This is a genomic window from Cupriavidus sp. D39, from assembly GCF_026627925.1.
In the GTDB taxonomy this organism is placed as follows: Bacteria; Pseudomonadota; Gammaproteobacteria; order Burkholderiales; family Burkholderiaceae; genus Cupriavidus; species Cupriavidus ulmosensis.
Genome location: NZ_JAPNLE010000009.1, coordinates 2,855,049 through 2,869,918 on the forward strand (window position 1 = coordinate 2,855,049; position 14,870 = coordinate 2,869,918).

Genomic DNA, 14,870 nt, shown 5'->3' on the forward strand with positions numbered 1-14,870 from the left:
GAGCTGCCGCCCCTCATTCTTCTGCCGATCTAAAATCGGCGGATGCTGATGCCCTCAGGGGCATCAACTTTTGAATGTCCGCTAACGCGTAGAACTTGATATGCCGACGCTTCCCAAACATCATGGATTTGATCTCCCCACGCCTCTCCAGATTGGGCAGATGGCTGCGATGCGTACCAAGAAGGCGTCCTGCCTCTTCCGCCGTCAGGAAGTACTCGCGCAAATTGCACAAGGTTGCAATATCCGACCGTTGCACACGACGTGACACAGCAAGATCGTGAACGTAGACCAACCCAGGTTGCACATAGCTAATCTCAAAGGGCCATGATCCCATTCCAAGCTCCGCTGCGGCGTCTTCGACAGGAACAAGGTTCGGATCTTCCAGCTTCTTCTTGAAGCGTTTCACGGAGCGCGCAGTCACATAGACTTGTCTCGACTGGTTGTCAATTTCTTGCAAGTGCCCTTTGATCACCAGTCGCTTCGCCAACTGGACGTTCACGCCAAGCAATTTTGCGGCTTCGGCAAGCGTCATCTCCGACGTGTCGTCCTTGGCCGGATCGAGTGCCGACCGTCTTCCCGTTGAGGTGGGATACCCTTTCAATTCGTGTAGCGCTGCCAAGTCGATCCGATCGACACTCGCCCTCTCAAACACGTAAACCAGGCATCCATCGATCTTCGGACCCGCGACAGCATGAACGCCCAGAGCCATCAACCGCTCTGCGGTGTTTGTGACGTTCGTGCCAGCGCTTTTCGCAATCTCCCCAGCAAGCGCATACCTCCGGGAAAATCCCTCCACATCAGCACGATCGGCCACGAAGCGCTTTCGATTGAAACAATCTCGATTCCGATGTTCTATCCACCCAACTCTGGCCAAGCTGCGAACGGCCTCTGGATAGCTATTCAGAATGTCGGCAGCTTCTTCGATGCCGATCTCTCCAACCATGGGACTCGCCGGACCACTGCGAGCTACCTCGATCGACCGAATACTACTGATACCCAAACTCAAGTCGTACCCAGCGCTAGCCTCCTTCCCGTCCACGATGGACATCAAGACCGACCCCACACTACGGGTAACGGGCCGACGATGCCCCGCCACAGCATCGTCGGTCACAGCTAGCCGGCAGAGCATTGCGTTCACGGCCCGCGCACTGAACCATCCATCGCCACTCTCCAGCCCATAAGCGCGCCAGACGCCCTCCTTCCGCATCTTCGTCAGTTGAAACGCGCTCACACCAAGGGCGAGCTCTGCGTGCCTGCGTGACAGGAGCATTTCCTCCACTGTGGCATCAACAGCCTTCTCGTCACACTGCATGCGCAGAGCCGCGAGCGCGAGCTTAGTCACCTGCGATGCTGAGGATTCAAGCAATGGGAGCAGCGTGACCCGAGGATGCCACGGCGATCCTGCAATCAACGTCTGCAACTCATTTGACAGCGTCCCTTGCTCGAACCATTGCTTCGCAACGCGAAGACATACAAGTACTTGCTCTCCGCATTCGTTGCCAGGTTCGAGTGCCAATAGCGCAGTTACGCAGGCTGACACAGCGTCGGCGCGTTGGTCGGCCAGATTGACCTGCCGCATCCACCATTCGACTGGATTCGGATCCATGTCGACACGCGGCGCATCGATGAGACTTGCTCCACATTCGCATTTGCACAGGTCGCTCCGGAACGGTGACAACTGCCTATTGCAGACGTGGCAGTCTCTGTGCAACAGAAGCGAATGAGCAGTGCAGACAGCGTACGGCTTCAGGCTCCACGCCTTTCTCCAGTATCGTCGCTCGCCAAGGCAGCCCGGACAGTATGAGCGGCAGTCCTCCGCGAAGAATTGCTCGCTGATTGGTACGCCAGCAAAAGGCGGGGCGACTCGGTCGTAGGACCGGATCGCAGGTAGCTCAGCGAGTATGCATCGGCGTTGATGACACCGCATGCGCGGAGAAGCTCCTCATAGCGTTCCGGCCGCGTGTACGCCGCTGCAATCCAACCCTCGCCATACGGGCCCTCACATTGACCGTCGACCAGCGCTGTTACACTTGGGAACCCGTTTGCCTCGGCAACTCGAATCAAGTACCCCGCCGGGGACTCGTCGGGGAAGGGAATCGGTCGAACAGGAAGCTTGCGTGCCATGTCAGCCCCTGATCGATTGAGCCAGGGTTCGCCCGTTCATACGGAATGGGTTTTGTCTTGTCACAGACTGGGCGCTGAACATGCCGGTATCCCAGGCACTGGCGAGATCTTGTTCCGTCACCACATCTCGACCTGCCAGAAGGCAATTACGGGAAGCCACCTTCAATAGGGTCGAAGTGAAGTCAATATTCCCGCGAGTCGTCGCAAAGACCTGCAACGCTAGCCCATAGTTCCCGAAGTTCGGCATAGCTTTGAGGCTGGTCCGGGCGACGATTTGTGTGGCGAGCATCTTGAGAAAACTCTGGAGATCTCCCGTTTCTTCGGCCGTTCCTGGATCCAGTGCAGGCAACAGGAATTTGCTCTTGTATCTCCGCGACATCTGCGGGTCGTGATCGAAGAGTGTGCGGCACTCCGGCGTTCCTACCAGGCAAATGACGGGCCCTTCAGCATTGAAGAGCTCTTTAAGCCAATTACTAATCTTCTGCCCAGCCAGTGCATCCTTGCGCTGAATCAGCGAGAGGTTGTGAAGCTCATCGATGAAGACGATGATTGTTTTGCAACGCTTCAGTAGCGTGTTGATGCGCTTGGACTTGGATCTCGGGGTACCTGCGGAAGGATTCAGGTCGTTGAGCATCGTGAGCATCTCTTCGGTCAACCCACCTAGCTTTCCCTCCGGCGGTAAGCTCATGTAAAACGCTGGAGTTGTGTCGATCTCGCAGTCGTTTTCGACAACGGTCTGGGCTGGCAAGCTCTTCATGAGCGTTTTTGCGATCGTGGTCTTACCCATTCCACCCGCTCCTAGCAACATGCAACACTCAGGCGACCTCGCCGCAATGGATGCCTTAATGCAGGCTTTAATGCCCGTGACGGCGCCCGCGAGGGCCGGATGATGGACAACAATACGGTCCAGTTCCGCTGTTTCCTTGTAAGCTCTGCGCTCTTCTTCGGATTCGAACAGGGCTGTGGCGTGGTCAAACGGAAGCATTTCTGCAGCTCCTTAGTCGAGAATGGTTACATTCAGATCGTTAGCGACATTGCGCTTACTTGCGTCGCCGTCTGTCGATTGGGGCGATTGGTCCGTCAGAATCTCTCCCGTTTCGGGGTCGATCCACTCCGACGTCGATGGCTTTCCAGCCAGATCGTTGATGCGCGAGGACAGCACGATGGAAGAAGCGGCCATGGCAGCCTCGGCCTCTTCGGCACGCTTATCTAGTTGTTTCTTCCCTTCACGAAGACGCTTCATCTGCTTCATCGCGAATTCAGAGTCCTTCTGGATTCGCTTCATCAGCGCATGCAAAGCATAGAGAGGGGCACTTTCTCCCAATTCACGTCGATCTCGTTCGGAGAGTCCACTCAAAATCTTCTTCGCTTCTTGATGCGCCCATTTCGTCAGGCCTTCGGTGTATTCCGGCGTTGTTGATTCGGCCACAATGTGGGATCCCTTCTGGGTCGGATGCTCGACATACACTCGGCTGAGGTCGAGTTCGTCAATCAACACCACTACCTTCCCTTTGTACGTGTGCTCGATCGTCCGGAGCGCATGACTGAAGTAGATGAGTCCGTCATACCGAATCCGTCCCCTGTTGATCGTGCACCGGATCGGCGTTCGCGCAATGACGGCGACTTCGTCTTCAGTCATTGCTAGGACCTTGCATTTCCCTTCGCCGGTTTCCTCCCTCCACATCATGATCGGCGCTCTTCCGGTGCTCGAATGAACCGTCATGTGATAAACCTCTTCGATCCATGTCTCGACGTATGAGCGGACCTGGTCGATGGTGAGGCATGCCCGCTTTTCCGATGGGTACCGCCCACGCTCTGTTGGATTCGAGAACGTCGTGCCTGGCATCGAATGGATGAGCTTTGTCGTGAACGTACGAAAAAACGATTCCACATGAGGCTTGTGGTTGGGCTCGCGAATGGCCGCAGGCTCGATGATCACGCCTGCCTTAAGCAGGAGCCGGATCACGGGCGTGTTCTTGAACTCCACACCGTTGTCGGGTATGAGATGCACAGGAATGCCACCAGGTAGCCCCCTCATCGGGCGCGAGAACATGTCCTTAACCGCAGCCAAGGTTGTCGTAGCGGAAGGAGGGTTCATGCTCAGATGCCATCCCACAATGCAGCGGGTACGTACATCGATTCCGAGGACGAGCGTCGGCCTACCCATCACTTCTCCGGTGTCCTGATCGACGACCAACAGATCTAGCTTGTGAGAATCGATCTGGACGCAGAACATCGGAAGATGGCTGGTGTTAGCGCGTCCCCCAGCCCGGGCTGCTCGCTCCGCTTCAATGGGACCCTGTTTGATGCGAGTGAGCAGATACGGATCAATCTTGTTTACGCGGCGTCGAAGCGTTCGAGTGCATGGCGTCCTCTTGGCATAGATGTTGTGTTCCAGGAGGTAGCCGTGGACATGTGCCAGAACGCTCTGTGTCGACCGCTTCTCTGTCCTCATGAAGTCGCTCAGGCCGTCTTGAATCGCGGACTCGACCCCTGCGCCGAATCGCAGCGTCCAATTGCCCTGGCGAGGCGGACGGTTGAGAAAGTACTCCTCCCCAAAGTCGCGGAGAGCCTTTATCCAGCGAGCAACGGAGCTGATCCCTGGTACCGTCTCATCGCCCAATTTTTTGGCATATGAGACAACCCACTCCCGCAGGCCAGCCTTGGCCGTTGGCTTGGATAACTCTGCAACCGCACCTTGCGCATATCGCAGTTGACGGAGTCGCTGCTTCAGGCCATCTGTGGATAGCGTAAGATAAGGAGATTGCGCGATCGCTTGCGACTCACTCGTAATGACAATGCGTCCCTCCTTGATCTGCTCGAGAAGCTGTACTACGGGCATGCGAAAGCTGCGACCGCCGGCGACTGCGTTGTATCGCAGGTCGTTGTATGCCACGTGCGCGATTTCGAACTCACTTCCGTTGTAAGTGAATCGCATCCCTGCGACAGGATTGAATACCGGCTCGCTTTCAGAGCCATTGGTAAGATTGGTCATTTCCACACCTCGCTGTTCATGTTGAAGGGCTTCTGCCAATCGATACGCAATTGGCCAGTAAAGAGGAGATGCTTGCCAACGTCACCTAGCGCTTCGATCAGTGCTTGGTAGGTGCACGGAAGCAGTGCCGGTAGAGCCGCTGTCGCGTGGTCAATCTCGAACTTTCCAGGGAGCCGCGTATAGCTCTGGTGAAGTACCTTGAGGTTCTGGAGTTCGCGATCAGTTGGCAGGTCGGCACGGCCCACGATGGCGTAGTCGATGCCGATGCGGTACAAGAAGCCGCGGACCCAATCGGTTTTTTCGCGGTAGTCTTTATCGAGGAACGCTGTGTCCTGCTTCGTCTCTCGCACCAGAAGCCGCCCTTGATCATCCAGGATCAGGAAATCCGGCCAATGGCTTCGCTTACCAGGCACGGCAATCTCGATTGCCTGTGTTCGATAGGCGATGACGTTGGGCTGCCGCTCAAGACAAAGCGCATAGGCCTGCTCAAGGCGGCTCTCCACTGGCATGAAGACGGCCAGGTCTGCGACGTCCGCATTTTTTTGCTGGGGAATAGCGATGGACGAGAGTCGCCACGTCTTCCCAACAGGACCTTGCGTTTGCCATGTAGTCGAGACGCAAGATCCGGCTTGCGGGAGAATGCTGCCTTCACACTCGTCAGGAACGTGTCTCTCAGCTTCCACTCATCAGTACCGCGGACATGAAACATCGAATCGGCGGCGGTGCCTTGAGCAGGAACGGCGAAGTTGAACTCGAAGGGTTTCATCAACTGAACTACAATTGAGGCTCTTAACGGGCGAGTCACTACTAGGAGGCTCGCCTGCCGGAATATTTTTTTCCCCTAATCCCTAATTCCTATGGACGAGCGGGCCCATCAGCGCCGCTAGAAGCGCTGGTTTCTTCAAATGCCGGATCTCGGCACGCTGTGCGAGGTCTTTGCGTAGTTCTCCGGGACAAAACGACTCCCCCTGCCGATCCCATCAATAGGCTGGACGTTGCGAACTATGCTGTACTCTTCGGCTAAGCCCTCGCGGCCACTCTTTCAATTAACTCATTGCTTCTCCTATCAACCGTATTTCCCCCGCCTCGTCCCTCAATTGGCACGTAATGCTTAACCGGCGAGGAACGACGCTCTGCCCTGGGTTGGCATCGACTCAAGGAATTGGGACTTCGGTCCGCGGGTGTCCACGCGCCCGAATACCCAACTCGTTCCCTGAAATGCGGCTCGCGGATATCCATCTATCCAGCAGCGCCAACATCAGTTCAGCAGGCATCACATTACGCTAGGTCGGCCTCGCGTCAAGAAATTGTATTGCGAGTACACACTTTCAATTCATAGCCTATCAACACTAGCTTTTACTTCGCGAGCGCGAATGCATCCTTTCCGCAATGTGGAAAAAATGTAAAAATTCTGTAACCAGACCGCCCTGCGGCGCGTATTGGCTGGAAAACAAGGTCTCTAGTAGTGAGCCGTTGCCGACATTGCTTCGCTAGTGCACGTCCTGGGAACAGCCGTTGGAACTGCAAACAAAGTCTGCAGTGACATCAACGGCCCCTGTTCGCCAGTTGAATAGCAACCAAAGGCGCCAAGTTTCTTCCGCGTCGGCATCCTGCCCGGGTTCGCCGATCAGGCGGTATCGCCGACCGGAGGCCGTTTCGGCGGAGGCAGCTTGGCAATCGAAGACCGTAATCGCGCTGCTGACGCGGCCCTCGCGATTCTCGAGGCAGTAGCCGACGAAATGTCGGTCGCCTTCGGGGAACTCGAAGACACGCCAATCCACAAGGGAGATTTCAGGTTGAACACTAGGAGGGAGAACGGACCATATCGCCATATTGTCTCCTTTTGCTGACTGGGGGAGGGGCTCCCCGGAGGAGCTGTCAGCAGCCCGTACGGAGAGGTACGTGGCGCCGATATGGATGGCGTCGAGATGACTTACGAGATGGCACTGCCCTGCATATGGTATGTATTTTTACGCACCATTCGTAGTGAAACTATAGATCTATCTTCGAAAAATTCAATGTAATCAGACTAATGTTGAACATAGCCTAGCAACACTTGGTGCGATAAACTACCCACCTATCTCAATGTGAGTGATCAGACACTAGTCTCCCTTGATATAGGCACGCAGTGACTCCCAGGGGACGAGTTGCGACTTGAGGCACGCCAAGTTTGGCTGGATTTTTGCAGCCGACAGGTGAGCGGTGCGCCAGCACCGCCTTGACCTTGGTGCCGAGGCTTACGGCCGTGCAGGTAGCAGGTCAGCAACTGTGGTCGAGCGTTAGCTGCCGAAACCACAATGCGGCGCCCGGCGAACGGATCTGTTCGTGCGGTCGAGGGTCTTGAGCCGGTTGTGCAGTATCTGCCTCTCCGCCAATCCTCAGATGGTGTCGGACCAAGATCACCCGCGCAGGGAATGTAGACCACGCGAGCTGCTGGGCGGCGCCGTTCAGCCAAGTTACCTCGGCTTGAATTGCTGCCGCAAGGCTCTCGCGATGCTGCGCTTGGCTGGCTTGGATAGCGTCAAGCAGGATGTCCGGTCGGTTTACCGACAAACACGACCGGACAAAATGATTGTCGCCGCCCACTGGCTGCCTTCTTGTCCTTCGGGTCACCCCACTCATGCATCGGCTGGACCTGCGCTACCTGCAAGGAACAGAGTCGAGTCGTGACGAGGGACGCATCAAAAAAAGCGAGCCTAAGCTCGCTTTTCCAATAGTTGGGTGTACCGCAACATCGTGGATTAGCCCACTGTCACCGTAACCTTGCCAGGTTTGCGAACGATCGCCTTAGATTTCTCCGACTCTTTGAGAGTCCTTTCAATACTCTCTTTCAGCCGTTGACCGCTGCCGTCGCGATCCAGCGACTTCCGGAAATCACGATCCAACGTTGCCGGCAGCCCCTTGACGCTGGTCGTGCGCACGGTTGATACTTGTGCCTTTCGAATCACAGTTTTCTTGATCACCATACATTCCCCGTCGTTGCCTGAAGCGCATCATAGATACGATAGTCATCACAGAAACCTATCACCAGCTCGTTCATACTAGCAATCACGTATTCGCTCTCTTTTTTGCCGTTTTCGGACCGAAAGAGGAATCGGGCATCCGTCTCAATGATAACGATCATTGGCGCTTCCCGCCTTCCGTTTAGTCGTTCCTCTCGGTTTGCCTCGTCCTCGCGAAAGCTGACCGGAATTACAAAGCTCCAGTACTCGTCCGGCCACTCCCCACCCTCTTGTCGATCACATTCGAGGGCTACGGCCTCTCCTGCTCGCCATGACTCCATCATGATTTCCGGGTCAAACGTGGGCACCTCGGTGGAGTAGCCAGTCGAATACAACGTCTTTAGTTCGCCGGCTGGCCCCCGCGGTACGCCTACGATAGCCGTCTTGATCTCTGCCTTCTGTTCTCCCGGATACCAAATTCCCACCCCGCGTTCAAGAAACGCCAGCATGTCATTCTGAATCTGCATGCATGCCGCCTTCAACAAGTCCGGGTAGTCCGAGGACAACTGCTCCTGCAACCGCACGCGCACCGCCGCCAGCGATTTGGCTACCGCTTCGCGCAATGTAGGAGCCGACGCATCAAAGGCAAACAAATCCAGACTACATTTGATGGGGACATGGACCATCCTGTCGATTGCGCGAGTATGAAGCTCCAATGCGCCGGAGATTATTGATGGTGCAACCGCGAGCAACCAATGCTTGGATCTATTCTGCTCTAACTTTTCCGGAAGAATCGAAAAGGCAATCGATACGCAGTCTGGCCGGCGGGCGCGCTCTCGATCCAAAGTCCATGCCGGGAGGTTCGAGATCATGCCTCCATCTAGGAAGCGACGCTTTGCCGACTCAACGTCAACACCGTCAAAGCGGGGACACTCGAAGACCCATGGTCTAAATACGATCGGCAAGCAAATCGATGCGGCCACAGCGTCTGCGACTGCAACATCTGGTGTGCGCTCAAACGAAAACACTTCGGCACACGAGTCCGACACATTGGTCGCAACAATCTTCAGAGGCGCGCATCCCGCTTCCTGCAGGTCGCGGAAGGTTACTGCTCCATTGGCAGACGGAACTTTTGTCCTCAAGCAAACATCGATAAAGCCTCGGACCCTTTCGACGCCAGTTAGTCCTACTAGTAACAGCGCAACTACGGCTACCGCGATCACCAACAGCATGCCAATGCCAATTAGTCCGGATATCGGGTACCACACGTGCAGATAGCTAAGCCCTGCCAAGAAGAAAAGCCATGTGCCAAGAACAAACCGAACGTTTCCAGCGACGAAGCGAAGCCCACGAATTAGTGTCCATCCTAGTGGATGAAAGAAGTCGGTCGGCTTTATGAATCCGTGAGCAGCACCCAGGCTTTGCAGGAGATGAGTGCCCGTATCAGGGTCCAGTAGCTCTTTAGCCTTGTAGCCGGCCGCAACCAGCGCCGCAACCATCGCTCCGGCGGATGTCCCTGACACCCCGCAAATTTCGAGATCCAGTTCGTCGACCGCTGCGAGAGCACCGACATGGACAATCCCTTTTGCACCTCCGCCCTGAAACGTAAGCAGGGCGGGCATCTTCTTATTGCTCATTCTCACTCACTAGGAACATCAATTGTGTTTTCGTACGGGAGTGCTCTTCCACATCAGCTCATGGGCGGCCCAGATTCCAATGCGCAAAAAGGCCCGCTGTGCAATGGCGGGCCTTGATTACGAATCGTGGAAGTAAGCGACGAGCCACGATGGGACAAAGCGCAACCGCCGCATTGTCATATAGAACTGGCGGCAAGTCGCCCCCCGTATCGGAGGGAGGGCGCGACAGGGGCACGGACAACGCCCCTACGCAGGCGGAAAAATGAGGGCATCGATCTCTTTGATCGCAGACGCATGAAGCGCGACTCCAAGGTTCAGCGATGTTTTGAACTCGGCAACCTGCCGAGTAGACGTTGGAATCTCCTCGACTTTAACTTCCCCCTCGTCGGTACGCTCAAGAGCCCCCCATACCACCCCAAGCAACCGTACCCTCGTTCCAGGCGTCAGACTTCCATCGGGGGATGCATAGAAAGGCGATTCATAAAGGAATACCGGCGAGCCGCTTGAGCCATGAAAAATCGCCACGTCCAAAAGAAAGTTCCGACCATTCTGATATGACGCCAGGGGATGAGTGGCGGTTGTCCCCATTCTGGAGACCGGCATGTTGTTGTGTGAATCCCATATACCGTTTGGATAGCCGATCACAGCAACAGGCTCTATGTCACCAAGGTGATCCTGACCACTTGCGATCCAACTTGAATCAAGAAGGAGGCTCCTGTGCTTCAACCCTGCCAAAAATACCGTTCCAAACGGAACGGTGACATCTATACCGCAGAGGTCGATGTCCGAGTCAGGGTGCAGATGGACATTTTCCGATAGGGGTACTTCAAAAGTTTGATCGAGACGACCACGCGGTTGTTGTACCTCATCAAGGTCATCGATCGACCGAGCGGTAGACGCGACAAAGCGAATGGTATCTGCACCCTCCACTACATGCTTGTTCGTCAAGATCAAGACTTTGACTAGTCCTGCACGCTCCACCTTATAGAAGAATCCAGTTCCGGTAGCGAACTCAATGCCGCGCTCACACGCCATGAGCCGCACGGTCGAGCGCACGATTCGATATGTTATAGACGCATTCAGTGTCATGCTTACTGCGGAATCCGTGTTCCTTTGAGGGTTCGCTGAACATCCTCATTCTGGGGTGCAAAAATGCCAACCATCTGATTGTGTTCACGAGCAACCTGCAACGCTAGGTCATCCAGTTCCAGCGAGAACTGGATCAACCCGTTCAACTTCTGCGTGCTATCAAATATCTTTCGTGTCCCATCTGGCACCCAAAGCTTCTGGGCCTCGCTGAGGTTTCTGGCAAGATAGTCCAAGAAACGAGTAGTCTCCGCTAGAATGCTTAATTCGTCGATCACACCAGCACATAGTCCCATGCGGTCAGCGTGCCAGAGGGTGGATGCAATATCAAAGCTCGAAATCGATATATTGGTCCCCTCTTCGACGGCATCCGCTTTTACGTGCTTACAAAGGCGGATCGCTTTCTTAAGCCCTTCGAAACATTCTGTGTCACGTTGAGAAATCCTCTGAATATGCCGGAACGGCATGTTCAAGATCGACGTTGGGACGGACTTATCAAGGATCATCACACCACGATCCGTCTCGTCCAGACTCGCCTGATAGTCAAGCGTGTTATACCAATGGGACGGTACAACGTCGACAGGGCGACGAAGGGAGCCACCGGAGATGTTGATCGCCTTGGAGCCTCTCGCGTCAACGTCCGCTGCCGGATAGGCGTCCCTCAGAATGCGCTCCGAAACCGACCTCAGTTGAACCAGCGCGCTTAACGGTGTGTACGGGACCGGATTCCGATAGTAGCCGGCTCCGGCGAGACGGCCCGTCGTATCATAGGTGAAGAAGCGATCATCGAGGACCAGCAGATCAACATCGCTAACGCCCCTGATATGTATATTGCAGGGAACCGATCCCTGAAGACGCAATGCAACAGAGATGTTGTATGTGGAGAGCCTCCTCTCAAGCTGCCCCCCAACCCGCTCGGCCTCCTCGAGACTTATGCGGGTGTACTCTGGATCGACAGCTTGCATCGCCCCCAAAGCATAGCGTGTGAAGCTCTGTGAAGGAGCACGCTTTACATACGACTCCGGCGTGAAACTCTTAGCAAGTATCTCAAGGGCCGAGTCTTGGCCCAACTTCGCCAGCCTGTCTGTACCTTGTCGCCGCGCCTGGAGTGATTTCAGGCGTTGATTGATATCTCGTGCCATTCCTATCCTCTTCGCGTCAGCGTCATTCTTCCGAACGTATAGCGTCCGTGACCATTGAAGTACTCACCCTCCGCCGATTGCAGGTCCTTCGCGAAAGCCAGCTCAGCGGCCCCGCGATGGGAAACCAACTCCTTTTCGCCCAGCTTGGGGTCATTTCGATAGTTATATAGAAGCCGATATCCTTCTGTGCAATCGTAAATCAACGACGCAGCAATGCTGCTTGAGCTGGACTGAGTAGTTTTGAGCCTTACACGGATCTTGTCCCAGCTTTGCGCTATAGTCACTACACCATTCCACTCGACTTCGAGACAATCGGCCTTCATTGAACGACCGACACAGGTCCAGTCTCCAGTCAGGTCTGGTACCTTGAGAAACGGCGCAACCCATTTCCAGCCACGAGTTTCGAAGAACCAGTAGAGCGCTGCGTAAATAACCCCAGCAGTTAGAGGCCACAGTATAAGGACTGGAATATTCTGAACGATGCCCAAGCTTCGAGCAAAATCAATTGCCCACGTCATTCCCGCAGCCAGTGCAGCCGCGATTGCGGACGCGGCCATGCTTAAGTAACGACCGATCGCTGCTCTATTAAGGCCGCCGAGTACTGCGTATTCGTGGTCCATCATAAGTCTCGCTGCCAGTAAGACCGTGGAAGTCAACATGTCGCGACGTGCATCGACACACGTCGCGCAGTCGCGCTGCACACAACAAATGGATTGATACGTTTGGGGATACGCTTATGCTTAACCTGACGCGCCTAACGCATTTAGACGCGCATTGAATACGTCTGAATCATCAACAAAGCGCTCCAGACCAACGACGTGATCAATGGCCGCTAATTGGAGTATCAATACAAATTGAAAGCTCCCCGCCCGGATTTGCTCGTCGAGTGCACCACTGGCTATCGAAACACCAACTGATTCAAGCTTCCTGGCGAATGCAGCCGAATCCAAATCTCTCGCGGTCAGTTCACGAAGAAGAATATACCTAGCGCTTTCTTCATCGCCTATTCCGGCACTTAGAACGGGACGCCACTGCTCTGGATATTCAGCCCCAAGCGCTAAAATCAATCGAAGAAAAAACTTGCCCTATATGTTCCGCGATTGATCTTGCCCTCAACAGCACGCACCGATTCAGCAAAACCCTGTGCCTCAAGTAGCTTAGCCAAATCTTGGTAGCTGGCTCCCTTCCGAGCCATCAATCCGCGCGCAGTCCGCGCAGCAAGTTGAGTCCAAGGTGTTTCGACGTAGCTCACAGCGGACCGGCCCTGTTGTTCGAAAGGTCGCGCAAATGCTCATAGATGGACTGCTAGCGAGGGAGCCTGCCAATTCTTCTCGGCATGGCAGCCATATGTCTCTTGATGATGCACGCCCCCAAGCACAAATCTCAGTCTAACTGTCACGCGACCAATAGTGACAGCGATCTCACGCAACGTGTCAGAGAGGCTGAGGTGACAAAAATCTCGCGACTTCGGTCACCTCAACGAACACCCCCAATTCGGAGAAGCATTCAAGCATACCAAATGCTACTAAGACTATCCGTTCACTTCTTAACCCCACAGCATGCGCTGTGTTCGGCAACGCCACGTGCGAGAAATGCTTCTGTGGCTCTTACAAAATTGCACCGCCCAAGAACCCTTAGAAATCTCACACTAAGTGTCCGTCAATCTCACTTTAAGTGTCCGAAATCTCAACTTAACTGTCCGTGAGCGACAAAACAAACTCAATCCCAGGACAACGCCCCACCCGTCTGGTACTCGATCACACGCGTCTCGAAGAAGTTACGTTCCTTCTTCAGGTCGATCATCTCGCTCATCCACGGGAACGGGTTTTCCTCGTTCGGGAACAACTGCTCCAGGCCGATCTGCTGGCAGCGGCGGTTGCAGATGAAGCGCAGGTAGCCCTTGAACATCGGTGCGTTCAGGCCCAGCACGCCGCGCGGCATGGTGTCCTCGGCGTAGCGGTATTCGAGGTCCACGGCCTTCTTGAACAGCGCCGTGATCTCTTCCTTGAACTCGGCGGTCCACAGGTGCGGGTTCTCGAGCTTGATCTGGTTGATCAGGTCGATGCCGAAATTGCAGTGCAGGGACTCGTCGCGCAGGATGTACTGGTACTGCTCGGCGGCGCCGGTCATCTTGTTCTGGCGGCCCATGGCCAGGATCTGCGTGAAGCCGACGTAGAAGAACAGGCCTTCCATGATGCAGGCGAACACGATCAGCGACTTGAGCAGCTTCTGGTCATTCTCCGGCGTGCCGGTCTTGAAGGCCGGGTCGGTCAGCGTGTCGATGAACGGGATCAGGAACTCGTCCTTGTCACGGATCGACTGCACTTCGTGGTACGCGTTGAAGATCTCGGCTTCATTGAGGCCGAGCGACTCCACGATGTACTGGTAGGCGTGCGTGTGGATCGCTTCTTCGAAGGCCTGGCGCAGCAGGTACTGGCGGCATTCCGGCGCGGTGATCTGGCGGTAGGTGCCCAGCACGATGTTGTTGGCGGCCAGCGAGTCGGCGGTGACGAAGAAGCCGAGGTTGCGCTTGATCACGCGGCGCTCGTCTTCGGTCAGGCCGTTCGGGTCCTTCCACAGCGCGATGTCGCGCGACATGTTGATTTCCTGCGGCATCCAGTGGTTGGCGCAGCCGGCCAGGTATTTTTCCCAGGCCCATTTGTACTTGAACGGCACCAGCTGGTTGACGTCGGTCGAGCCATTGATGACGCGCTTGTCGGCGGCGTTCACGCGGCGGTCCGTCGGCGCGTCGGACGCCGGCAGGTTGCCGAGGATACCCGTGCCGGCCGGTTGCGTGGCGGCCGGCGGCAGCACGCCGTGCTGGTCGACAGAGCGTGCGGCAGCAGGCGTGGCGGTGGGATTCGGCGCGGGCTGCGGGGCAGCCTGCGGGGTGGCTTGAACGTCGTCGTCCCAGCTCAGCATGGTGTGGTTCTCCGTGGAATGC

The 14,870-nt window shown here is 55.6% G+C and carries 13 protein-coding genes and 1 pseudogene; all 14 read right to left on the bottom strand.

Going from position 1 to position 14,870, the window contains the following annotated elements; all coding sequences use genetic code 11:
* Positions 1–13 precede the first annotated feature (13 nt).
* A complete protein-coding gene (locus tag OMK73_RS25415) occupies positions 14–1,606 on the bottom strand; it encodes a hypothetical protein (protein WP_267606656.1) in 1,593 nt (530 codons plus the stop codon).
* A 162-nt stretch (positions 1,607–1,768) separates the two neighbouring features.
* Positions 1,769–1,927 (bottom strand): annotated as a pseudogene (locus tag OMK73_RS25420) (hypothetical protein); the annotation flags it as partial.
* A gap of 198 nt (positions 1,928–2,125) precedes the next feature.
* On the bottom strand, positions 2,126–3,109 hold the full coding sequence (locus tag OMK73_RS25425; protein WP_267604476.1) for a TniB family NTP-binding protein: 984 nt from the start codon (positions 3,107–3,109) through the stop codon (positions 2,126–2,128).
* Positions 3,110–3,121: 12 nt separating this feature from the next.
* On the bottom strand, positions 3,122–5,119 hold the full coding sequence (locus tag OMK73_RS25430; protein ID WP_267604477.1) for a Mu transposase C-terminal domain-containing protein: 1,998 nt from the start codon (positions 5,117–5,119) through the stop codon (positions 3,122–3,124).
* Positions 5,116–5,628, bottom strand: coding sequence for a hypothetical protein (locus OMK73_RS25435; protein ID WP_267604478.1), 513 nt, complete (start codon positions 5,626–5,628; stop codon positions 5,116–5,118). Before OMK73_RS25435 ends, OMK73_RS25430 begins: the two co-directional genes overlap by 4 nt.
* 981 nt (positions 5,629–6,609) lie before the next feature.
* Positions 6,610–6,951: a hypothetical protein gene (locus tag OMK73_RS25440; RefSeq protein WP_267604479.1), complete on the bottom strand. Its 342-nt coding sequence runs from the start codon at positions 6,949–6,951 to the stop codon at positions 6,610–6,612.
* 909 nt (positions 6,952–7,860) lie between these two features.
* Complete coding sequence (locus tag OMK73_RS25445; RefSeq protein WP_267604480.1) at positions 7,861–8,085, bottom strand: hypothetical protein; 225 nt, start codon at positions 8,083–8,085, stop codon at positions 7,861–7,863.
* On the bottom strand, positions 8,079–9,698 hold the full coding sequence (locus OMK73_RS25450; protein WP_267604481.1) for a patatin-like phospholipase family protein: 1,620 nt from the start codon (positions 9,696–9,698) through the stop codon (positions 8,079–8,081). The genes OMK73_RS25445 and OMK73_RS25450 overlap by 7 nt, the downstream gene beginning before the upstream one ends.
* A 246-nt stretch (positions 9,699–9,944) precedes the next feature.
* On the bottom strand, positions 9,945–10,787 hold the full coding sequence (locus tag OMK73_RS25455; RefSeq protein ID WP_267604482.1) for a S1 family peptidase: 843 nt from the start codon (positions 10,785–10,787) through the stop codon (positions 9,945–9,947).
* Positions 10,788–10,789: 2 nt separating this feature from the next.
* Positions 10,790–11,926, bottom strand: a complete 1,137-nt coding sequence (locus tag OMK73_RS25460) for a hypothetical protein (protein WP_267604483.1) — start codon at positions 11,924–11,926, stop codon at positions 10,790–10,792.
* Positions 11,927–11,928: 2 nt separating this feature from the next.
* Positions 11,929–12,549, bottom strand: a complete 621-nt coding sequence (locus OMK73_RS25465) for a hypothetical protein (protein WP_267604484.1) — start codon at positions 12,547–12,549, stop codon at positions 11,929–11,931.
* A gap of 117 nt (positions 12,550–12,666) precedes the next feature.
* Entirely contained in the window at positions 12,667–12,993 is a 327-nt protein-coding gene (locus OMK73_RS25470; protein ID WP_267604485.1) for a DUF6471 domain-containing protein, read from the bottom strand.
* Positions 12,990–13,178 (bottom strand): DUF6471 domain-containing protein, encoded by a 189-nt coding sequence (locus OMK73_RS25475; RefSeq protein ID WP_267604486.1) that lies wholly within the window; start codon positions 13,176–13,178, stop codon positions 12,990–12,992. Before OMK73_RS25475 ends, OMK73_RS25470 begins: the two co-directional genes overlap by 4 nt.
* A gap of 467 nt (positions 13,179–13,645) precedes the next feature.
* On the bottom strand, positions 13,646–14,848 hold the full coding sequence (locus tag OMK73_RS25480) for a ribonucleotide-diphosphate reductase subunit beta (protein ID WP_150986839.1): 1,203 nt from the start codon (positions 14,846–14,848) through the stop codon (positions 13,646–13,648).
* Between the last annotated feature and the right edge of the window lie 22 nt (positions 14,849–14,870).